Source organism: Neobacillus terrisolis (assembly GCF_051233475.1).
GTDB lineage: Bacteria > Bacillota > Bacilli > Bacillales > Cytobacillaceae > Bacillus_BU.
Genome location: NZ_JBKFGH010000027.1, coordinates 92,546 through 113,946, shown reverse-complemented (window position 1 = coordinate 113,946; position 21,401 = coordinate 92,546). Strand labels below are relative to the sequence as shown.

Annotated in this window: 21 protein-coding genes; 13 read left to right on the top strand and 8 right to left on the bottom strand. The window is 38.8% G+C overall.

The genetic code is table 11. From position 1 onward, the window contains the following. Positions 1-157: 157 nt before the first annotated feature. Positions 158-2,143: a hypothetical protein gene (locus ACI48O_RS17055; RefSeq protein WP_435563050.1), complete on the bottom strand. Its 1,986-nt coding sequence runs from the start codon at positions 2,141-2,143 to the stop codon at positions 158-160. A 13-nt stretch (positions 2,144-2,156) separates the two neighbouring features. After that, positions 2,157-3,377, bottom strand: coding sequence for an ATP-grasp domain-containing protein (locus ACI48O_RS17050; protein WP_435563049.1), 1,221 nt, complete (start codon positions 3,375-3,377; stop codon positions 2,157-2,159). A gap of 197 nt (positions 3,378-3,574) precedes the next feature. Here ACI48O_RS17050 and ACI48O_RS17045 point away from each other — a divergent pair, with 197 nt between their 5' ends. The 3 genes from ACI48O_RS17045 (at position 3,575) to ACI48O_RS17035 (ending at position 6,146) form a co-directional block, all read left to right on the top strand. Beyond that, complete coding sequence (locus ACI48O_RS17045) at positions 3,575-4,171, top strand: GNAT family N-acetyltransferase (RefSeq protein ID WP_435563048.1); 597 nt, start codon at positions 3,575-3,577, stop codon at positions 4,169-4,171. 197 nt (positions 4,172-4,368) lie between these two features. Then, on the top strand, positions 4,369-5,694 hold the full coding sequence (locus ACI48O_RS17040) for a 2-hydroxycarboxylate transporter family protein (RefSeq protein ID WP_435563081.1): 1,326 nt from the start codon (positions 4,369-4,371) through the stop codon (positions 5,692-5,694). Positions 5,695-6,008: 314 nt separating this feature from the next. Next, complete coding sequence (locus tag ACI48O_RS17035) at positions 6,009-6,146, top strand: hypothetical protein (RefSeq protein ID WP_435563047.1); 138 nt, start codon at positions 6,009-6,011, stop codon at positions 6,144-6,146. Positions 6,147-6,233: 87 nt separating this feature from the next. On the opposite strand, the gene ACI48O_RS17030 is transcribed toward ACI48O_RS17035, so the two are convergent. After that, a complete protein-coding gene (locus tag ACI48O_RS17030; RefSeq protein ID WP_435563046.1) occupies positions 6,234-6,815 on the bottom strand; it encodes an LOG family protein in 582 nt (193 codons plus the stop codon). A 579-nt stretch (positions 6,816-7,394) separates the two neighbouring features. Here ACI48O_RS17030 and ACI48O_RS17025 point away from each other — a divergent pair. Further along, positions 7,395-8,171: an arylamine N-acetyltransferase family protein gene (locus ACI48O_RS17025; protein WP_435563045.1), complete on the top strand. Its 777-nt coding sequence runs from the start codon at positions 7,395-7,397 to the stop codon at positions 8,169-8,171. A gap of 137 nt (positions 8,172-8,308) precedes the next feature. Here ACI48O_RS17025 and ACI48O_RS17020 read toward each other — a convergent pair whose 3' ends face one another. The 3 genes from ACI48O_RS17020 to ACI48O_RS17010 form a co-directional block, all read right to left on the bottom strand. Next, entirely contained in the window at positions 8,309-9,184 is an 876-nt protein-coding gene (locus ACI48O_RS17020) for an SDR family oxidoreductase (RefSeq protein WP_435563044.1), read from the bottom strand. Between the two features lie 227 nt (positions 9,185-9,411). Further along, positions 9,412-10,305 carry an AEC family transporter gene (locus tag ACI48O_RS17015; protein ID WP_435563043.1) on the bottom strand — a complete coding sequence of 298 codons (894 nt, stop codon included), beginning with the start codon at positions 10,303-10,305 and terminating at the stop codon, positions 9,412-9,414. Between the two features lie 192 nt (positions 10,306-10,497). Further along, positions 10,498-10,953, bottom strand: a complete 456-nt coding sequence (locus ACI48O_RS17010; RefSeq protein ID WP_435563042.1) for a GNAT family N-acetyltransferase — start codon at positions 10,951-10,953, stop codon at positions 10,498-10,500. Positions 10,954-11,118: 165 nt separating this feature from the next. On the opposite strand from ACI48O_RS17010, the gene ACI48O_RS17005 reads away from it, so the two are divergent. From ACI48O_RS17005 to ACI48O_RS16985, 5 genes are all read left to right on the top strand, one after another. Continuing rightward, complete coding sequence (locus ACI48O_RS17005; RefSeq protein WP_435563041.1) at positions 11,119-12,390, top strand: acetyl-CoA hydrolase/transferase family protein; 1,272 nt, start codon at positions 11,119-11,121, stop codon at positions 12,388-12,390. Between the two features lie 529 nt (positions 12,391-12,919). After that, positions 12,920-13,774 (top strand): Cof-type HAD-IIB family hydrolase, encoded by an 855-nt coding sequence (locus ACI48O_RS17000; RefSeq protein ID WP_435563040.1) that lies wholly within the window; start codon positions 12,920-12,922, stop codon positions 13,772-13,774. 138 nt (positions 13,775-13,912) lie between these two features. Beyond that, positions 13,913-14,122, top strand: a complete 210-nt coding sequence (locus ACI48O_RS16995) for a hypothetical protein (RefSeq protein WP_435563039.1) — start codon at positions 13,913-13,915, stop codon at positions 14,120-14,122. A 360-nt stretch (positions 14,123-14,482) separates the two neighbouring features. Beyond that, on the top strand, positions 14,483-15,838 hold the full coding sequence (gene glnA / locus ACI48O_RS16990) for a type I glutamate--ammonia ligase (protein ID WP_435563038.1): 1,356 nt from the start codon (positions 14,483-14,485) through the stop codon (positions 15,836-15,838). Positions 15,839-16,607: 769 nt separating this feature from the next. Continuing rightward, positions 16,608-17,786, top strand: coding sequence for an IS256 family transposase (locus ACI48O_RS16985; protein ID WP_435563037.1), 1,179 nt, complete (start codon positions 16,608-16,610; stop codon positions 17,784-17,786). A 318-nt stretch (positions 17,787-18,104) separates the two neighbouring features. Here ACI48O_RS16985 and ACI48O_RS16980 read toward each other — a convergent pair whose 3' ends face one another. Continuing rightward, positions 18,105-18,779 (bottom strand): uracil-DNA glycosylase, encoded by a 675-nt coding sequence (locus ACI48O_RS16980; RefSeq protein ID WP_435563036.1) that lies wholly within the window; start codon positions 18,777-18,779, stop codon positions 18,105-18,107. A 259-nt stretch (positions 18,780-19,038) separates the two neighbouring features. Between ACI48O_RS16980 and ACI48O_RS16975 the strand changes: the two genes are divergently transcribed. Then, positions 19,039-19,230 carry a gamma-type small acid-soluble spore protein gene (locus tag ACI48O_RS16975; RefSeq protein WP_435563035.1) on the top strand — a complete coding sequence of 64 codons (192 nt, stop codon included), beginning with the start codon at positions 19,039-19,041 and terminating at the stop codon, positions 19,228-19,230. A 123-nt stretch (positions 19,231-19,353) separates the two neighbouring features. Here the strand turns inward: ACI48O_RS16975 and ACI48O_RS16970 are convergent, their stop codons facing one another. Further along, entirely contained in the window at positions 19,354-19,542 is a 189-nt protein-coding gene (locus tag ACI48O_RS16970; RefSeq protein ID WP_435563034.1) for a hypothetical protein, read from the bottom strand. A gap of 173 nt (positions 19,543-19,715) precedes the next feature. Between ACI48O_RS16970 and ACI48O_RS16965 the strand changes: the two genes are divergently transcribed. From ACI48O_RS16965 to ACI48O_RS16955, 3 genes are all read left to right on the top strand, one after another. Further along, a complete protein-coding gene (locus tag ACI48O_RS16965; protein WP_435563033.1) occupies positions 19,716-20,216 on the top strand; it encodes a redoxin domain-containing protein in 501 nt (166 codons plus the stop codon). 38 nt (positions 20,217-20,254) lie between these two features. Continuing rightward, on the top strand, positions 20,255-20,689 hold the full coding sequence (locus ACI48O_RS16960; RefSeq protein ID WP_435563032.1) for a glycine/sarcosine/betaine reductase selenoprotein B family protein: 435 nt from the start codon (positions 20,255-20,257) through the stop codon (positions 20,687-20,689). Positions 20,690-20,755: 66 nt separating this feature from the next. After that, the gene (locus ACI48O_RS16955) at positions 20,756-20,956 is read left to right on the top strand and encodes a hypothetical protein (RefSeq protein WP_435563031.1); all 201 of its coding nucleotides are present in this window, start codon (positions 20,756-20,758) and stop codon (positions 20,954-20,956) included. The last annotated feature ends 445 nt before the right edge of the window (positions 20,957-21,401 follow it).

The following is a 21,401-nucleotide window of genomic DNA, read 5'->3' as shown; positions in this document are numbered from 1 at the left end:
AAGAGTGAATTTTACAATTGTCTGGTGATTTAGTTGTATCGGTGCTTCAATGTGAGTGCTCAAAAAAATGAACAAAAGTGGTCACGTAAACAGAACTTTACGTGACCAAAAATGAATGGTTTTCAATTTAGAAAAGAGCCTGAGCTTCACCCTAATGTTACGCCCATACGAAATTTTTTCCCCAGCTGAGCTTAGCTAGCTTCTCTATTTCATCAACAAGTCTGTTTTCAACCATATAAATGTCTCCCTGGTCGTAAGGGTTATAGTGAAATGCGTACATTCTTGAAACAAACTCATGAAATGGCAGGGACGATTCTCCTTGGATTTCACCGAACCTAGAAACGCTTGGCACAATGCCATTGCCCCAATTCTGATTTCCGTCATTATTCGGGTTATAGAAATAAATACGAACATCACCGAATGGGTCGCGCTCAATCCTTTGAATTAATACGGCGTGAAGACCAAGCAGGTCACCGTGTACGTTTGTCATGAAAATACCCACCGGATTTGGATAGATTAATTTGTTTCCTTCATTAAAATCAGGATGGTGGGTGGCATAAAACAGCTTGATGAATGCACTATAATGAACGACATTCAAAGTGATCGGATCGATAACATGAACAAAGCCCTTTGGGACCCACTCCCCGTAAAATTCCGGATTCACCCACTTATGGCCATCTTCACCACGTAGGAGCGTTCGTTTCATCATTTCGTTATATATCTTATCAAGATGTGGAACGAGAATAGTGGAAACCGGATCTAAATCCTGGTTGATTTCCTCAGCAACTCCTCCTAAAAGAAGGCTTGAATGAATCTTCACTCCTTCAAAATCCATATCAATATCATTGTCACGGACGGCACGGGCAATAAATTTTAACAGTTTGCCGATTGCATGTTGCGACCACAGGGAAATGGCTCTTGCGGACTGGCAGGTTGGGTTATGACCTTGCCCAACCCCAAGCGGATTACCGAGAACATTTACAACTCCAGCAACAAGCACACCGTTAAGGCTAATTCCACTCCGTTCATATTCAGGCTTTGACAGCAAATGCTTCACCTGATTATGAATGGGGAGCTCAAATAGCTGGCGGAAAATTGCCGGAAAGACCGATTCCTTTGTAAGAAATCCGCGTTCAAGCATCCTAGCAAGTCCGTAAATGGCCTGACGAGTTTCAGGAAATATTGACAGTTGGATTAAGTCATGAATGAAATCTTTATTTGTATTTAAACATGCAACCCCTGTTTCGGATAAACCGAGAACAACTGAAATATATTCAGGATGTTTCCTGTTTAGGAAACGAAGAAGCACGGCGTGAAAGGGCGAAACAAGACCTGTTTCTTTCATTGATTCTGCAAAAATTATTGCTTCCAACTCAAGTTGCTCTGCAGGGGTATTTTCTAATGTGAGTCTGTATTCGCGCTGATTGGAAGCATTCATGCTTAGCGGTGAAGGTGCACCCACAGCACGTATGTATTTATTTAAATTTTCCGCTGTTTCTTCATTCATTCCACCTTCAATTAATTTTTCAGACATGCCAATCATGTTTAAAATCCGCCCCGTTATAATCGGACGTTGAACGGTTAAACGGTCAATCTCTTGAACCATTTTATCCGCAATCGCTTTAAAGGAAAGTTCATGGCCTAGATAATGGAACAAACGCTGAGCTCGGAGCAGATGATCCGGAAACTGAATCGTATCAAGTGCCGGAGCGAACAAAAGGTCAAGATTGAGGGCCAGGACCTCATTTAAAAATGACTCAGCTTCCTTTGGTCTAATGCTGTCATGGAGGTAGTCTCCTTTTGCAATGGAAAGCATTCGCAGTTCACTTAACAATTCAATAATGGATTGTACATCTTTAAGTCTTAGTGAGCCTCCAGCCAGAGAAGGCTCCATTTTTGTCGGGTCTTCCCATGGGCCTCCATGAAATACGCCCACCACATCGAAGCGATATGCATTTTCATAGAGGATGGAAAGACCTTCATCTGAATGGGCTAGTTCGACCGCTAGTTGGAAAACATCTGTCTGGTATAAACTTTTCAGAAATGGCTTTGCTTCCTGTAGTGTGTCTAAGGCAGCAACAAATTTGTTTTTTAATAGGGTAGTCTGTTTACTTAATCTTTTCCGTTTCGTTAAAGTACTCATCCTTATTCTCTCCTTATTGGTAGAAATCAAAATATAAATATTCGTTCAAAAGATTTCTCATGATCTCACTGTCTTTTCCAGAAAAGAAAATAGTCCCATAGTGATTGCCATAACCCACTCGGGCAGCAACCTTCGATGAGACAGGAATGAACATATCATGTTTTTCAAAATATGGATGGTTTTTAAGCTCGTCCGGAACATTAAGTTTGTCAATGATTTTAACGTTCGGATAAACCATCAAACTGCCCGAATAGCCTTTTGCTGAAACGGCTTCTTCCGGGAAAAAGGCTTCCAACTCTGCTTCGGTTGTATTTGGATCGCTGCAAAGCACCTGTGCCTGAAACGGGCTAAATCCATATGCCTTTTCAATTAATTCGAAAATATGGCCACCGGGAACTCGTCCTGCCACCTCACCAAAATATAAGGTTCCATCGTGAGCGATGAAAAACTCAGGATGGATGACGCCATATTGAATATCGAAGGCTTCAACTAGCGTTTCAATTGCTGCCCTAATTTGCGGTCTCCATTTCTCAAGGAAAGGGGAAGCAGGGACAAAATTGGAGTGCCCGAGCTTTACATATTCAGTAATATTTAGAAATCGTACTTTGCCATTATGTATAAATGCCTCACAGGAAAATTCCTGCCCATCCAGATGGCTTTCCATTAAAAGTGGAAATTCAGAATCATCAATTTGCTCAATTTCCTGCGGATTTTGAATCAAACGATGACCGACAGTACCCGCTTTATTAAAGGGCTTAACATGAATTGGGTCATTGGGCTCTCCATCTAGCTTAAGCAACGCATCATTCACTCTTTTAAAAAAATGATAGATATCGTCTTTGGCATGAGCTTCTTCAAAGATTCCCACGCGGAGGCCGGCTAATTGTGCTTTACGTTTCATTAAGCCTTTGTCTCGTAATAATAGAGACTTGTTGAAAATACGTGGGTTTTCCTGGAATTTTGCATTCAAAGCACCAGCCCATTCCACAGTTTCCTCGTATATCGGTACAGCGATTTTGGTTTGCAGTTCATTCAATTTGACAAAAAGCTCGTCTGCCTTTTCAATTTGTTCGTCAAATTGCCATGGGATAAACGCGATCCCATTACTGTCTGCAAAAGACTGAAATTCAGCCGGACCAACAATTACATACGGACGGTTCATTCTGTCGATCGCTTCAATTGCACGAAGGCTCCAGCCTAGTAATGCTGTTCTCTTTCGATTATTCTCTTCCATTTCCATTCGCTCCTGCCATTAGAATTAGTTAATAGAATCATAACGATTTTTATTTTACTAAAAATAAAAATGATTCAGACTATTTTAACAATATATTTATAATACTTTTACAGTAGCAACACATTTACAAAGTCTTCCTGTTATAGAATTAACGTTGTAATATTCAGAATTTAATCAGAGTGAGGGATAGTGTAGGGATGAGTAACTGGTATAGCAGGTTAACTGAATATTTTCCAGAAAGAGAAATGAAATCCAAACAGCATTTTGAACTACTTTTTCAAGAAAAAAAAGGAAGCTATCAATTGCTAGAAGGTTCAGATCACGTCCTTGTTTATTATGAGCAGTCAGAATTTATCTTTATTGACTTCATTCTTGTATGTGGAAGTACTCGCGGCAAGGGAATCGGCACAAAGATTCTTGACGAGCTGAAACTAGAGGGAAAAGCCATCATACTAGAGGTTGAACCTGTCACACAAAAGGATCCTGATTCGGAAAAAAGAATTCGCTTTTATGAAAAGAATCGTTTCCAAAAGATGAATGCGATTGGTTATGAAAGAATACATGCCGTGACCAATGAGTTAAATAAAATGGACATTTTCTGCTGGTCACCCATACATAGAGACGAGCAATGGGTATATAACCATATGAAAACAATTTACAGTGAGGTCCACGCCTATAAAACGAGAGAATTATATGGCTATCACTCTCAACCAGTTCCAGAAGTCCTCTGGCTCGGAGAACGGGACCGGGTAATTCATAGCCCGAAGCGATATGCAGTGTCTGCGACTATCTAACCCTTTTGGAAAAGTGAGCATAAAGGTCGGAAAAATATTTTACGAGAATAATTTGTAAGCAGCCAAGCGGTTGCTTACTTTTTTTATTATCATAAACACTTACATAAGTTACAAAAACTATTCATGGTTCTCCAATACTACTAACATAAAGGTACAAGAAAGATAGGAGGTCATATTACGTGGAGCCAGCAAAAGTAATGGAAACGCTTCCTAACGTGAGGCAAATAGATGAGAAAAAAGGTTTATTATCGCGGGTCAATCAACTGAAGGTAGGGGTTATACCGTTACCAGTTTATCTAGTACTAGCAGCAATTATTTACGCAGCATCTGTTTATAATCAGCTACCCCCTGACATGATCGGCGGATTTGCCGTCATCATGGTGATGGGAATGTTGCTTGGAGATCTCGGCTTGAAAATTCCAATCTTAAAAGACATCGGCGGACCGGCAATTTTAGCGCTCTTGGTCCCATCTATTCTAGTGTTTTATAATCTGATTAATCCCGCGTCAATGGAAGCCGTTACGACATTAATGAAAAAGTCTAACTTCCTTTACCTATATATTTCCTGTTTAGTGGCAGGCAGTATTCTTGGGATGAACCGCAGTGTATTAATTCAAGGATTTACTAGAATGTTTGTCCCGCTTATTCTCGGCACTGTTGCTTCAGTTGTTGCCGGTGTGTTAGTAGGATTCCTGTTTGGATACGATATGAAGCACACCGTGTTTTATATTATCGTCCCAATAATTGGAGGAGGAATTGGAGAGGGGATTTTGCCTTTATCTCTGGCATATTCTCAAATTCTAGGTAAGTCGGCAGAATCATTTGTATCGCAAATGATTCCGGCAGCGGTGATTGGAAACATCGTCGCGATTATTTGTGCTGGAGTGATGATGAAACTAGGAGAAAGAAGACCTGAACTTACAGGAAATGGCGTACTTGTCAAAACAAAAGGCGGAGATGTGCTAAAGGAAGAAACAAATATAAATAAGCCTGTCGATTTTTCATTAATGGGAGCAGGATTGCTAATTGCCTGCAGTTTCTTCATTTTCGGCGGACTAGCTCATGAATTCCTAGGTATTCCGGGTCCAGTCTTGATGATTATCGCTGCAACATTGGTGAAATGCTTGAAAGTAATGCCGGCAAAAATGGAGCAGGGTGCCTTTCATTTATATAAATTCATCTCAACAAGTCTAACCTGGCCGCTTATGGTTGGCCTAGGAATCCTTTACATACCGTTAGAGGATGTAGTGAAAATCGTTACACCAGGATATATTGTGGTTTGTGCAGCCGTTGTTGTGGCGATGGTTGGGACGGGCTACATCGTCGGAAAATACATGAAAATGCACCCGGTGGATGCTGCCATCGTAACAGGTTGTCACAGCGGCTTAGGCGGTACAGGCGACGTTGCGATATTATCGGCTTCCAACCGTATGTCCTTAATGCCGTTTGCCCAGGTTGCAACAAGGCTGGGCGGTGCTTCAACGGTTATTTTGGCAACATTGTTGATGAAGTTATTGAGTTAAAGGCTATAAGGGCTATTGGTTATAAAAACTTGTAATCTGTCGGAAGAAAATGAACCAATAAGGGCTATTGGATATAAAATCAAGCAACCTGGCAGAAGAAATTGTAACCAATGAGGGTTATTGGATATAAAAACAATTAACCTGGCAAATGAAAATGCAACCAATCAAAGCAATTGATTCCCAAACTGGTTAAAAGCAAGAAGTTTCGATCACCAATACTGACGAATGTCGAAACTCACCTCATATATAACCAGACTAAGTAGAATTGATAAGATTAAACTTGTTTAAACGGAGCGGATCAGCAGGAATTTCAATTGCCAATTTCCGATAGTGAGTTGAATGCGGATTATATTATTCCAAGTGCTCTAGATACTCGTGTGGTATCAAGCGTTGCGAAGGCTGTTTCCGAAGCCGCGATAAAATCAGGAGTTGCCCTGATGGAGCTTGTATAAAGAAAATTTCGTGAAAAACTGTTTGGTTTTCCAAGAGGGGACGAATTGCTTTCACCCTCTTGGTTTTAAAAAAAAATAATTCTTACATTAGGTCCGATCTTCCGTTAAATAAGTTCTAACATCAATCGGTTTAAAACTAACAAATTGATCCAACAGTCCGCTCGGCTCGGTATCCACAAGTGCCATTGAACGAAACTTTTCATCCATAAACTGCTCATCCGTCATATGATGAAACAAGGCAACAAGTGGATCATAATAATGGTTGATATTCAGTATACCTAAGGGCTTTTGATGAAGCCCTAACTGTCCCCAAGTAAAAATCTCGAAGAATTCTTCCATCGTACCGGGTCCACCTGGCAATGTAATAAAGCCCTCTGCCAAATCCGCCATTTTCGCTTTCCGCTCATGCATAGAATCAACAATAATTAGCTCTGATAAATTTTGGTGTGATCGTTCCTTTGAATCCAAAAATTTAGGCATGACACCGATGACCTGCCCGCCGGCTTCTAACACAGAATCGGCAACTGCTCCCATTACACCTAAACTTGATCCGCCATAAACAAGGGTCATCTTTCGGCTAGCAAGCTCCTTTCCCAGCCTCATAGCGCCCTCTATATACACATCAGATGCTCCATTTCTCGAACCACAAAAAACAGCTACATATCTCATACCAACGTACCTCCAAATAATGGGTATTACTACTAATATTTTAAATTGCCAAGACGAGTGGTGCAAGGGGACGGTTCTTATGGTTATTTTTTAAGCCGAAAGTAGGCGGGTTACAACAAAGGTTCACATTGCTCATTCTTTTTGATAAAATGGTAGAAATTGCAAATCAATAATAATAGGGGTGTTCTTATGAAATTAAAAAGCTTCATTGTCACTTTTGGCTCTTTTGCATTGATAACTGCCCTGTTATACTCTGCTGGTTATATATTTAGAATTCCATGGTTAACGTTTCATTACGAGTATACTAATAACGCAAATGGCTTTTCCATTTCAACTGGTTCATTTGTTCCTCTAATTATCGGTCTAATCATAAGTTTTTTTGCCGAAAAGATATATATTTTCAAACACAGGTAAATGTTTTCCTAGTTTTTTAGTTTTTATAAGATGAATAATGAATACCTGATTTTTATAAAAGTCAGGTATTTTTTAATATAGACATATACAAAGCAGAAAGAAATGATTTATGCGATACTAAAAATATTGAACCCGTAATCACAATATACTCTGGAGGAGAAATTAATGTCTTCTATAAATAAATTATTTCGAAATAGAATATCTTTCCCTGAGGACGAGGTAATATCATTTGAAAAATTAGACAGAATCCTCGAACTAACCGCAAAAACCATTCCATTTGAAAACTTGGCCATTATGAATAAACGAAATAAAGAAATTACTAAAGAATACTTAATCGAGAAAATTCTAATCAATAATGAAGGGGGAGTATGCTACGAAATCAATACGATGCTTTACTTCTTTTTATTAGAAAATAGTTTTAATGTTGAGCTTGTGCGGGGTCGATCCTACAACATTGGGGCAAAGTCATGGAGTCAAGCGGGCAGAACCCATATTATTATCCTACTCACCCATGATGGCGAGAAATATGTGGTTGATACCGGATTCGGAGTAAATTTGCCGGTAAAGCCGGTTCCATTAAACGGAGAGGTAACCTCCTCAAGTAATGGAGATTTTCGGATTAGCAAGGTCGACAGTGAAGATGGAGATTGCTTAATGGAATTGAAGCTGAAATACAGGGATGAAGATTGGGTTAGCGGATATATTTTTGACTCAACCCACTACTTAAAGGATGAAACGGAATTGAATGAGGTACAACAGATCATAGTTGAAAATCCCTATTCACCTTTTAACAAAAGCCTACTCGTAACCCGACTAATAGACAAAGGAAATCTCGTTCTAACAGAAACCTCCTTCACCCAACGAATCGGCGGAAGAGAATATAAAGAAGAAATTGACGGAGAAAAATTTAATCAGCTCGTAAAACAACATTTTGGCTTGTGAACAGGGGGACGGTTCTTCTGACCGACATGTTGCAAGAGCAGTGGGGGACTTTGGCAGCCACTATCAATCTAAAAGAAACAAAGTGCCCGGCACAACCTATTTTCAGGATGGTGCCAGGAACTCGAAAAAACCGATTGTTAACTCGTCACAAAAACCCCACCATTTAAGTGAAGAATCTGCCCCGTCATAAATGCCGAGTCGTTTGAAGCTAAAAACACATAAGCCGGTCCAAAATCGACTGGCTGCCCGGATCTTTTCATCGGGTTGGTGCTGCCCCATTTGGCAACTTGTTCTGTAGGAAAGGAGGAGGGTATCAATGGAGTCCAAACCTGTCCAGGGGCTATACCATTTACTCGAATGCCTTTTTGAACTAAAGACTTCGCTAATGACCGAGTAAAAGAGACAATCGCACCTTTCGTTGCAGAATAGTCAATTAATTGGGGATTTCCCTCATAAGCAGTAAGCGAACTAGTGTTAATAATGCTTGAGTCCTTTCCCATATGAGCAAGAGCGGCTTTTGTTAAGAAAAACATCCCAAACACGTTCACTTGAAAGGTTCGAGTCAGTTGCTCAGTCGAAATAAATTCAAGTCCATTTTGAACGTATTGAACAGCTGCGTTGTTGACAAGGATGTTCAATTTTCCAAATGACTGAATCGTATCTGCCACTACTTTTTGGCAAAAGGCTTCGTCAGCTAAATCACCTGATATAGCTAGACACCGACGACCAGTCGCCTCAATCAGTTCTTTCGTTTGTTCAGCATCTTTCGTCTCATTGTAATAAACAAAAGCAATATCTGCACCTTCTTTGGCGAAAGCCAAAGCAACAGCACGTCCAATTCCGCTATCCCCACCAGTAATAAGTGCAACCTTTTCTTTAAGCTTATCACTGCCTTTGTAATTTTTATCTTCAAACAAGGGTAAAGGATTCATTAAATATTCCATGCCCGGATGTTGATCCTGGTGCTGCGGCGGGTACAGCAAATTCTTCTCCTGATTACTTGAATTGCTCATTTCAAAACCTCCACGTCATCAAAGCGTACTTTTTCATTCCCTATAATTCCCTTGAGAGGGAGGATTATGTAGTCAAGGGGACGGTTCTCGTGCGTTATTTTTCAAAATTTAAAGCCGTCTACATGCAAATGAATGAAAACTACGAGCAAAAAAAAAGAGTGCCGGCCCACCTCTATTTTCAAGAAGGCGCCTGCACTCTTTTTGTAATACCACGATTCGAAATGTCACTACCTCAAGAAAAACACAACCATCGCTATACTAAAAAAACTTACCACGGTGGACACAAAGGTAGTACTCGAGACAAATTGCGGTTTAGCATCAAACTCAATTGCATACATCAACACCGTAACCGCAGAAGGCATTGCCGCGGTAAGGATTAACACATTTTGCAAAAGCGATTGTAACGGGAAAAGCAGACAAATCCCCCAGGTTAGTAGGGGAGATATCACCAGCCGAATCGCTGTACCGAGCCAAATCGCTTTCCAATCAAAATCTTTAAGAGTCAGCTCTGCAAGCTGCATCCCTAATAAAATCATTACCGTTGGAACAGAAGCTTGTCCCACCAAATCGAATGCCTGAAGGAAACTGTCCGGCATCTCGACATGCAACGTTTGTAATAATAACCCCAGCACCATCGCGTACACACTTGGCATTTTGAGAATGTTTTTAAACGATGTACTCGCACTTTGTTTGCCTCTGGAGGCGAGATAAACGCCGAAAATACTCATCAGAATAAGATGGAAAACCATGATTAATACTGCAAATTCAAAGCCGGGACGGCCAAAGGCAAACAAAACGATCGGTGCACCATAATTACCGGAATTCATAAATACCGTGACTAACATCATCGAGCTTTCTCCCGCAGCATCATACCGAAGCAAGCGACTCACAATTCTGGCAATGACCATGAGGGCAAACATTAGCAGCAAAGATACTGCCGCAGCATATAAGATTTGCATATTTAATTTAATCGTGAAAAAGGTATGGAAAGAAAGAGCCGGCAACATGATATACAGCGATATTACGGAAATCGAACGGATACTCACTTGGAATTTTTTTTGCACCAAATATCCGGATAGAAAAATCAAAAAGGCAGGGAGAACAATTTCTAGTAAAACCATGTAAAATTACACCTTCAAACATTTTGTATTTACTAATAAGAAGTATTCAGTAGGCATCCATTCAAAATTATTTTATAAAAATATTATATATGTATAAATAAGTAGATGTTAAACACTTTTTTGTGTAGGAATCTTAAAAGAGTAAAATTTTTACAGGGAACACCAACCCCAATACTAGAAAACAACTATTCCTCATAACTCCCTTGTCATAAATACACTATTAGGATCCTCAATGTAATTTGAAAAGGGCTCACAATAGTCAAACCCAAAGCTTTCATAAAGTCTTCTAGCTGGTTCAAAAGCTTTCATTGAGCCTGTTTCCAAGCTAAGGCGTTGGTAGCCACGGCGCTTTGCCTCTTCAATAATGTGTTCCAGAAGTCTCGCAGCAATTCCCTTTCTAAGATGACGTTTAGAAGTTCTCATCGACTTTACTTCACCATGCTGACTGTCAAGCTCCTTTATTGCTCCGCAACCAAGTAGGTCTCCGTTTTCCCATGCACTCCAAAAAGTAATGTCGGGCTTTTTTAATCCGTCAAGATTCAGCGCATGTATACTTTCGGGAGGGGAATGGAGTGCCATATCTTGAAGATGTTCTCTGATCAGCTCCATCACTTCTGTTCCGGATAAATCATCTACGATAATATTCATCAAACGTCCCCCCAATTAGACTATCGTTATCCTTTTATAATAACACGCCAAATTAAACGGAATTAAGAAATAATTAATCTACCTTCTTTATTTAACTGATGATAAAATTTAAACAAGATACCAATCAGTTAAAAATTGAAAACTATGCACCAAAGGAGTATGCGAATGAACCAACACAAAGAAAAAGATATTAAAGAACTCTTATCCTTAATACCCAATGATGCCGATATTATCATTCCTGTCGGAAATGGAGAACCTGACTTCATTCTGTCCGCAATCGATGAAAATCCACAGCTTTTTTCATCTTTACGAATTCACCAAATGCTTGAATTAAAAGACCGGAACTATATGCATGGGTTATATCCTCAAATCCATTATCATTCCTATTTTATGAATACTTTTGCTCGAAAAGCCTACGCAAACGGTACCTGTGACTTAATCCCAAATCATTTTCATCAAATGCCTAAACTTTTGGAAAAAATAACAAAGCATCCAGTTGTTATCTGTCAAGCTACACCAATGGATGAAGATGGCTATTTTTCACTTGGAACCGAAGCGGATTACGCAGCTTACTTTATCGGCAAAATACCGTTTATCCTGCAAGTAAACCAACACATGCCTCGAACGAAGGGAAACAATAACATACACATATCTCAAATCCTGGGCTATGTCCGTCATGCCGCCCCTTTAGTGGAACTCAAACCTTCAGTGATTACAGATGTTGATAAAAAAATAGCTGAATACGTTGCTGAGCGGATTGATCATGGGGCAACATTACAAGTGGGGATTGGTGGGATACCAGATGCGGTGGTAAGCCTTTTGAAAAATCATAAAGACCTAGGCATTCATACAGAAATGTTAACGGATGGAATTAGTAAACTGTTCAAAGCCGGTGTTATCACAGGTGCGAAGAAAAATACTCATGTTGGAAAAATTGTAGCCACTTTTGCATTCGGATCAAATGACCTTTATGATTTTATGGATCAAAACGAGCATCTCGAAATGTTATCTGTTGATTATGTTAACGATCCACGTATTATTGCTAAAGAAGACAACATGATTTCCATTAATGCCACAACCGAAATTGATTTCTACGGTCAATGCGCTTCTGAAACCGTTGCCGGTAGGTATTACAGCTCAACAGGCGGTCAAGCCGACTTTGGAACCGGCGTCCAATTTGCCAAAAACGGAAAAGGGTTTATCTGCATGCATTCCACCACAAAAAACGGAACCATTTCAAGAATTAAACCCGTTCTAACACCAGGCTCAGTGGTGACCACATCTAAAAACGACGTCGATTACGTAGTAACAGAATACGGCATCACCCAACTAAAAGGCAAAAGCCTATCACAAAGAACCCAATCCCTAATCACCCTCGCTCACCCGCAGTTTAGAGAACAACTGCAGTTCGACGCGAAAAAAATGGGGTTAATTTGAATCATGGGGACGGTTCTTGTGCATCATTTTTTATAATTAGCTTTTTCTACGTTTATACCATAAAGGGGTACTGACGAGCATATCAGGGGAAACTTGAGCATAAGAGCCAAAATTTGTACCATAACTTTTTAAAGTTGGACCATATATTTAAAAAGTTGGACCATATATTTTCAAAGTTGACCCATATTTTTTCTGAAATATACCATATCCACATTTAAATGGGCATAACGACCTTTCAGCGGGCAAACATTTATTCAAAAAACCGAGAAATCCTTAAAAAAGAGATATTTTTAAAAAAAATAGCAGGTTTTTCTCTAAAAAATAATCATTTTTTAATAAGAATTCCAAGTGATTTTAAAAAAAGAGGTGTTTTTTTAAAAAAACTCATCTAAAAATATTAACCTCTAATTAAACTAGAGTGCCGGGTCCGTCTGGAAGCCGGGCACTCTTTTTTATTGTAAAAAATACTTATGGTATACTAATATAATCTTTTGTTTTAAATCAAAAAAAGGTATCTGGAGGTCACGCAGTGCAATTCAAACAAAAGGCCATATTTTTAGACATGGATGGTACGATCCTAAATCACCAAAATAAGGTAAGTATACATACAAAAGAAATCATTGATGACTTACGAAACCAAGGAATATTCGTTTTTCTTGCAACCGGCAGAGCGTTTGAGGAAGTAGAGAGTGTTGTGCCAAAAGGCTTTAAAGTGGATGGAATGGTTACTTCAAATGGGATGGCAGGTTTCGTAGGTCACGATGAAGTATTTAAGCATTCGCTCCCGCGACCATTAGTCGATACAATTGTTGAAAAAGCAAGACAAAACAAAGTGTACTATGAGTTATTTCCATACAACTCACCGCGAGTTACGTTAAAACATGATTATCACTATGTAGTAAATGAAATTAGAGATCCAAAACCAGAGCACGTCGGAATCAATGAGTGGCTTTCCCGTAAGGAAGCGATTAAAGGAAAAATTGCTTGGGCTGATCGGATACAAGGGGATGGATTCTCAAAATTTTATTTCTTTTCCAGAACGATAGACCATATCAATAGCTGGAAGGAAGAGCTTGAAAAAATAAAGGAAGAAATCGACTTTACCACCTCATCATCCTCGGACTTCAATGTGGAAGTAATGGTTGCCAACGTGAACAAAGCAACCGGAATCAAACAGATGTTAAAGCACTTTAATTTGTCCGTAGATGAAACAATGGCGATTGGGGATAGTGACAACGATATTCAAATGTTAAAATTCGTTCGTTACCCTGTCGTGATGAAAAATGCAACAGACCGCATTAAAGAAATGGCCACTGAAGTAACCGAATTCACGTGTGATGAAGACGGAGTATACCACTACCTTAAATCAAAGTTCGAACTGTAAAACATAACCCATTTGGTCACAGGAGCTACTTGTGACCTTTTTTGTGCTTCAATACAAGAATTTTATAATAAATAGGGTACTTATTTCAAAATAGAAATGGTAAAATTTAGTAAATGCAAACTAAAAGGTGATTCTAAAATGCCAGTAATCCTTGCGAGTATTTTTTCAGCTATCATCATAGTAATTACGGTTTCTTCCATCCTAAAGGTATTGACTGTTGCTTATAAAAGAGGGGAAATTTCGAATCAAAAACGCTTAACTTTCGCTACAACGACAATCATTATTGGTGCCTTGATAGCATCAATCCTACCTTTGGGATATCAAGTAATTTTTAATATGATTCTATAAGACAAAATCCCACCACATAGAGCTTTACAGAAATCATCGGTTGCAGGTTGTTGGACATTAAAAGCTCAGGATAACAATTAATAAATGCGTTACCATCTTCTCTCGGATGGTAACGCATTTTATTTTTATAAAAAAAGAAAGATATCAGAGTGTAATGAAAACTATTAATAAATATGTATATTTATGATAATCATCTCCATCCTTGTCAGTCTTAACTTGAAAACGCTACCAAAATTTTTGTATAAATATTCGAAAAAATATTCAAAAAAATAGTTGTCAAATCGTGTAGAAATAAATATAATAAAAAACAGAGAATATGGATGTAATAAAATACTACGTGGATATGTGAGGTAATATAACGTGAGCAAAACTACTATTGCAAACACTACAGAAACTTTAGCAAAAATTAAAGAAACTATTAATCAAAAAAATGTTGAACTACTACACTTACAATTTGTTGATATCGAAGGAATCTTAAAGCATGTTACGGTAACTGTTGAGCAATTAGAAGATGTAGTAGAAGGTAAAATGATGTTTGATGGATCGTCAATTAAAGGTTTCTCACCTATTAATAAATCAGACCTTTACCTACAACCAGATTTAACTACTTTTGCTGTACTTCCTTGGACTGAAGAGCCAGGTTATTCAGAAGCTCGTTTCCTTTGCTCTGTTACAAACCCGGACGGAACACTTTTTGAAGGCGATACAAGAAACGTTCTTAAGAAAACGGTTGAGCGTGTTGCTGACAAAGGCTACACTATTTCAGTAGGACCTGAATTAGAATTCTTCTTATTCAAAAACGATGATAACGGTTATGCAACACAAGAATTAGGCGATAAAGCAGGCTATTTCGAGCCACAACCACATGATCTTGGCGAACGCGTTCGCTTAGAAATCTACCGTGCTTTAAAAGCAATGGGCTTTACAATCGAAGCTTCTCACCATGAGGTAGCAGAAGGACAACACGAAATTAACTTCAAATATGCTGATGCACTAACTGCAGCTGACTTATCAACTACTTACAAATGGGTAGTTAAAACTGTTGCGAAGAAGTTCGGATACCATGCTACATTTATGCCAAAGCCAGTATTTGGAATCAACGGTTCTGGTATGCACGTGAATATGTCATTCTTCAAAGGAAACGAAAATGCATTCTTCGATCCTTCCGATGAGTTACAATTATCAAAACAAGCGTACCACTTTATTGCAGGTGTATTAGAAAACGTTAAGAACTTTGTGGCAGTAACAAACCCACTAGTAAACTCTTATAAGCGTTTAGTACCTGGTTATGAAGCTCCAGTTTACCTTGCTTGGTCTGCTTCTAACCGCTCAGCACTAATTCGTATCCCTGCGAAAAAAGGTCTTGCGACACGTGTAGAATTACGTTGTCCAGATCCATCATCTAACCCTTACTTAACATTCTCAGTAATTGCTTCTGCAGGTTTAGATGGAATCGAGAAAGAACTTGAAGCTCCAGCTCCAGTGAACGAAGACATCTTCCACATGACTGAAGAAGAAAGAGCGTTCAGAGGAATCGAAAACTTACCTGGTAGCTTAGAAGAAGCTGTTAAAGAATTAGAAGCAGGAGAAATCGGTGCAAAAACTCTTGGTGAGCATGTATACAATGAGTATGTAGCGATGAAAAAAGCAGAATGGGATAGCTACCGCATTGCAATTTCCTCTTGGGAAATCGAAAACTATCATTCTAAATTCTAATAAAAAAGTGAGCAATAGCTCTAATAAAGCTGTCGATACAAAATCGACAGCTTTATTTGTTTTTTAAATGCTAATTAAAATTTTTAGAGGACATACGGTTCGCTATTTTAGGAAAAATCTATGCAATTCTTTACTTGCCGGACATACGTTCCGTTATTCAGGTGATTTGAGCCTGTTTTTATGGAATATTGGCTAAATAATGGAACTGGTGTCCGCAAACATGAATTTATCGGCGTTTTTATTAAAAATAAGGGACTCAGTGTCCGCATAAAAAGTAAATCAATATCTGAGGCAAAAAAAAACAAATAATGAAAGCTGCTCTAGTAAAAAGGGCAGCTTTTTGTCGAAAATGAAAAACATGGTTGGATATACACATCGTCACCGGGACCATTCGTGCGTTTTTAATCTTGATTCATTCCGAATTTGCTGACCGGCTTTATGGTTAGCTTTGAGTCAAAACCGGAGGAATCGGATAGAGGTAAGAAAACCACGGAGGGAATTTCGTCTAAAACATGTTTGGGGTATGCGGACACTGAATCCGTTATTTTTATGAAAATATACAATTTTATTAACTTTGCGGACACCAGAGCCCTTATTGTATCAATTTGTATGCCTTTTTACTGTAAAATGGGCAAATAGCGGATCCTATGTCCTCAAAACTACTTAAATACGATTAAGTCCTTATAATTGTGTAAAAAGAATAGGTCATCATCATGACCCGTGTTACAATGTTTTCGACCAAGAAAACCATAAAACGGAGGACATGATGATGACCCAAATCAATATTACTATAAACTTAGAGGAACTCAAAGGAAAAATTGATAATAGTTCATTAGAATCTTCGGTGAAAGCTTCCTTATCACTCATTCTAAATTCCTTAATGGAAAAAGAAAGGGATGAGTATATCAATGCTCTTTCTCATGAAAGAACGGAAGAACGTAGAGGCTATCGAAACGGTTATTATGAGCGTGAACTAATTACCGGTGTTGGCTCACTTAAGTTAAAAGTACCCAGGACTAGAGATGGTGAATTTTCTACAACAGTCTTTGATAAATACAAACGCTGCGATCAAGCATTAATCATTTCTATGATTGAGATGGTTGTAAGTGGTGTTTCAACACGAAAAGTTACTAAGATTGTAGAAGAATTATGCGGGAAAAGTGTATCTAAATCACTTGTTTCGAGCCTTATCAAATCCTTAGATCCGGTGATTACTGACTGGAAAAACCGACCACTAAACGTTCATTATTACCCTTATATTTATGTGGATGCCATGTACATTAAAATTCGTGAAAATAGACAAGTAGTGTCCAAAAGCGTTCATATCGCAGCTGGTGTTAATGAAAATGGTCATAGGGAAATTATTGGCTTAAAAATTAACCACACTGAGTCAACCGAAAGTTGGACTTCTTTCTTTGAATACCTAAAATCAAGAGGACTTCAATCACCTAAAATGATCATTTCTGATGCTCATGGTGGTCTAGTGACATCTATTAAAGAATCATTTTTAGGCACTTCTTGGCAGAGATGTTGTGTCCATTTTTTAAGAAACATCATGGATACTTTACCGAAAAAAGGAACTGTGGAAGCTCGTCAAGAGCTAAAGGATTTATTCCAAAACTCCGATTTAGACGTCGTAAGGGAATTAAAAAATCGCTTTATAGATAAATATCAAGACACGAAAGGTTTTTCAAAAGCGATTGAGACTCTTGAGAATGGATTTGAAGACGCTATTCAATTTCACTCTCAACCTGTTGAGTATCATAAACACTTACGTACCACAAACATGCTAGAACGAGTTAATCAAGAAGTTCGTAGGAGAGAAAAGGTTATTCGAATTTTCACAAATGATCAATCCGCTATTAGATTAATCGGTGCTGTATTAATGGATATAGAAGAAGAATGGAGTAATAAAAAGAAAGGCCCATATCTAAAAAAGGCTAAATAACCCTCGCCCCAAAATTAGATATAGACCCTAATTTCGAATTGACATTGAGCCTCCAGCGGGCATGATGTTAAGCCAGGAAGCCAGGTGTCTAACAACACCTGGCTTGCCTTCCAGGCTATCATGCCCGCCCCTCAATGTAAATTCGAAATAAATATTGTTTACTTATCTAGTATTACTTTTTGCGTCGAATCATTGTATAGAAATTTTTACACATAAAGATGGACTTGACTTTAAATACACCAAAATGATCAAAATAACGGACTCAGTGTCCGCGAAAAATATTCTCAATCCGCTTGCAACAAAAAAATCCTTTGTTTATTACAAACTACTAATCTGCCAATCAATTTCCTTGCTCCCAATTTCCCGCAAAAAGGCATTTGTACGAGAAAATGGCCTGCTTCCAAAAAAGCCTTTATTGGCGGAAAAAGGGCTTGGGTGAGGGGACTTGATAATAAAGTGTCTGGATGAGGTGATCAGTTGTTCCTTTTGTTGGGCAAATCGTCCCCAAAGAATAAACACAACCGGCTGCTCTCTTTCATTCAACGTTTCGATAACTCTGTCCGTGAACTTCTCCCACCCAAGATCTTTGTGTGAGTTAGGCTGTCCAGATCGGACCGTTAATACTGCATTAAGGAGCAACACTCCTTGCTTCGCCCAGTCCACTAAATAACCGTGATTGGGAATCGTACATCCCATATCAGCCTCAAGTTCTTTATAAATGTTTTTCAATGAGGGAGGAATGCCAACACCCGGTTTAACTGAAAAGCTTAATCCATGAGCCTGTCCAGGTCCATGATAGGGATCCTGACCAATAATAACCACTTTCGTGTCTTTAAAAGAAGTAAGGTGCAGTGCGTTGTAAATATCATCCTGAAGCGGATACACAACCTGTGTTTCGTACTCTAATTGTAAAGCCTCATTTAAATTCAAATAATACGGTTTCTGGAATTCATCCTCAAGCAATGATGCCCAATCGTTTTTCAAAATTGCCATGTAATACACACTCTTTTCTATTTTTACGATAAACTTATTATATTACGAAAAAACAAGTATCAATGTGAGTTAAAAAAAATAAAAAGCTTAAATAAATTATCCCAAGCAAAATACGACACGCAAATAGATAATAATATTATTATGTAAACTTTAAAAATAAGTAAGAAAAATACAGTCTTGCCACGCAATAGCCCATATCAAAATTAATAATCACCCCTTATTTTGGAGAAAATATTCAAAAACGATTAGAGGTGTTTTTATGAGTGAAAAAAGTAATAAAAACGATGGTAATTATACGATTGTGGGAACAAACATTGATGAGGTAAAAAAATTGAATGCACAATCCGGACTCTCATATAATGAAGTGAAAGAATTACTAGCCAGAACCACCGGAGGACAAGGAACAGCGATGTATAGCAATACTGATGTAGAAGAAAGTAAGAAGAAATAATCAATCAATCCATAAGAATAGTTAAGATCACGACAAAATATGTATGTATGGTTTTTCATGCAAAAATCATTAGTCAGAGCCAGGCATCTTTTAATTTAAAAGGTGCCTGGCTCTTCAATTTGATTATTTGTTGGGGGATGTATTGTTTCGATCATCCCCATTTTCATTATCTCCAACATTACTCACTGCACCAGTAATAAGATTTGCAAATTGATCTGCTGATTCCATCATGCCTCCATGTAATTGGCCATCAATTTTACTTGGTTTATCCTTGTTTTTCTTCTCCTGCTGAGGGTTGTGAATTCTAGTCATGTTTTACCTCCAGTTAGCAATGTTTGTCTCTGCTTAGTTTTTATTTAGGCAAAGTATTTTATTCTTTAGACCCCATACTTAACATTCTTTGAGGAAAATAGGTGGATAATCCTCCAATAAATGGTCGATACTGAAACTGTTTCATACTAATTAATTGAAAGGGGAATCAGTATATGCCGCAAGGTGCTTCTGAAACAAGCACTCTAAAATTGGGTGATCAGGCTCCTGATTTTACAGTGCCAGCCCACGGTGATCGCAAAGTTTCCTTAAGCGAGTTTCGTGGCTCCAAGAATGTATTTTTATGCTTTTATCCTCTAGATTGGACTCCAGTTTGAGGCGCGCAAATGCCTTCTTACGAGGATGACCTTCCTCGTTTTGAAGATTTCGATACCCAGGTCTTGGGTATCAGCGTTGATAGTGTTCACAGTCATGATGCATGGGCAAAATCAATCGGTGGAATTTCTTACCCGCTCTGCTCTGACTTTTATCCGCATGGCGAGGTCGCGGAAAAATACGGTGTCCTTCGTAAAAATCCGGATGAACCGGCATACGGAGCATCAGAACGTGCCTTATTTATCATTGATAAAGAGGGGATCGTTCGCTTCATCGATGTTCATCCGATCGGTATACAACCAGACAATGAAGAATTATTTGATGTTTTACGTAAATTGTAATCTGTCTGTTTAAAAATGAAACAAAAGGGAGGCTGTGTATGGAACTGTCAAGAAAAGCGATCCCATATACACCCGTTACAAAGCCGCTGCATGGAACAACGATTATGATTGTTTCAACATCAGGTGTCCATCTTAAGGATCAAGAACCATTCAATACGGATCCGGCTGAAGGGGACGCTTCATTTCGGATTATTCCGGGGGATGTTGATTCAAAAGACTTAACGGTTACCCATGCAGCACCAAAAGATCACTACAATACAGATTATCCAAAGGAAGATATCAATTGTGTTTTTCCGATTGATCGTTTAAGAGAAATGGTCGATGATGGGGACCTTGGCGGTGTTGCTGAAAAGCACATGACGATGATGGGGTACTCAATGCGTCTTAGTAAAATCAACAATGAGACCATCCCGGCACTTGTCAAAGAGGTCGTCCGTTCCAAAGCGGATGCCGTCATCCTTACTGCCGGCTGACCACTTTGCCATCGCACTGTAGTTACAGTGCAGCGCGGAATTGAAGCACAGGGGATTCCAACAACTTTGATTACTCTTGATGTGGAGCAATCGAGTCTGATGAGACCTCCTCGTGCCATTCATCCAGTCGGATTTGAATTCGGCCACTCCTTAGGTAAGCCTCATGATAAACAGACCCAAATGAAAGTATTGCTTGCCGCATTAGAGGAATTACGGAAGAAACAAGAGCCAGGTCAAATACACGAATCACATTTTCCCAGCTATTAACTGCGAAAAGGGACTACTGCATATTTGCTTTGGTCCCTTTTTGCAGTTAAATCTTACTTGCGAGCGTTTTGTGCGGACATGTAATCCCTTATTTCGTTAAAAAACACTAGTTTTATAATCTTAGCGGACACCAAAGCCCTTATTGGGTTAAAAATGATGCTGTTTGACATGAAAATAGCCGAATAGCGGAACCTATGTCTGCCAAATTACCAAAATAGCCGATAATAAGGGAAATAGCGGAACCAGTGTCCTCTAAAGAATTGTGCGGACATAGAATCCCTTATTTCCGTTAAAAACACTAGTTTTATGATTTAAGCGGACACCAGAGTCCTTATTGAGTCAAAAATCATGGAGTTTTACATGAAAATAGCCGAATAGCGGAACCTATGTCCGCCAAACTTGTAAAATAGCCGAAAATGAGGGAAATAACGGAACCAGTGTCCTC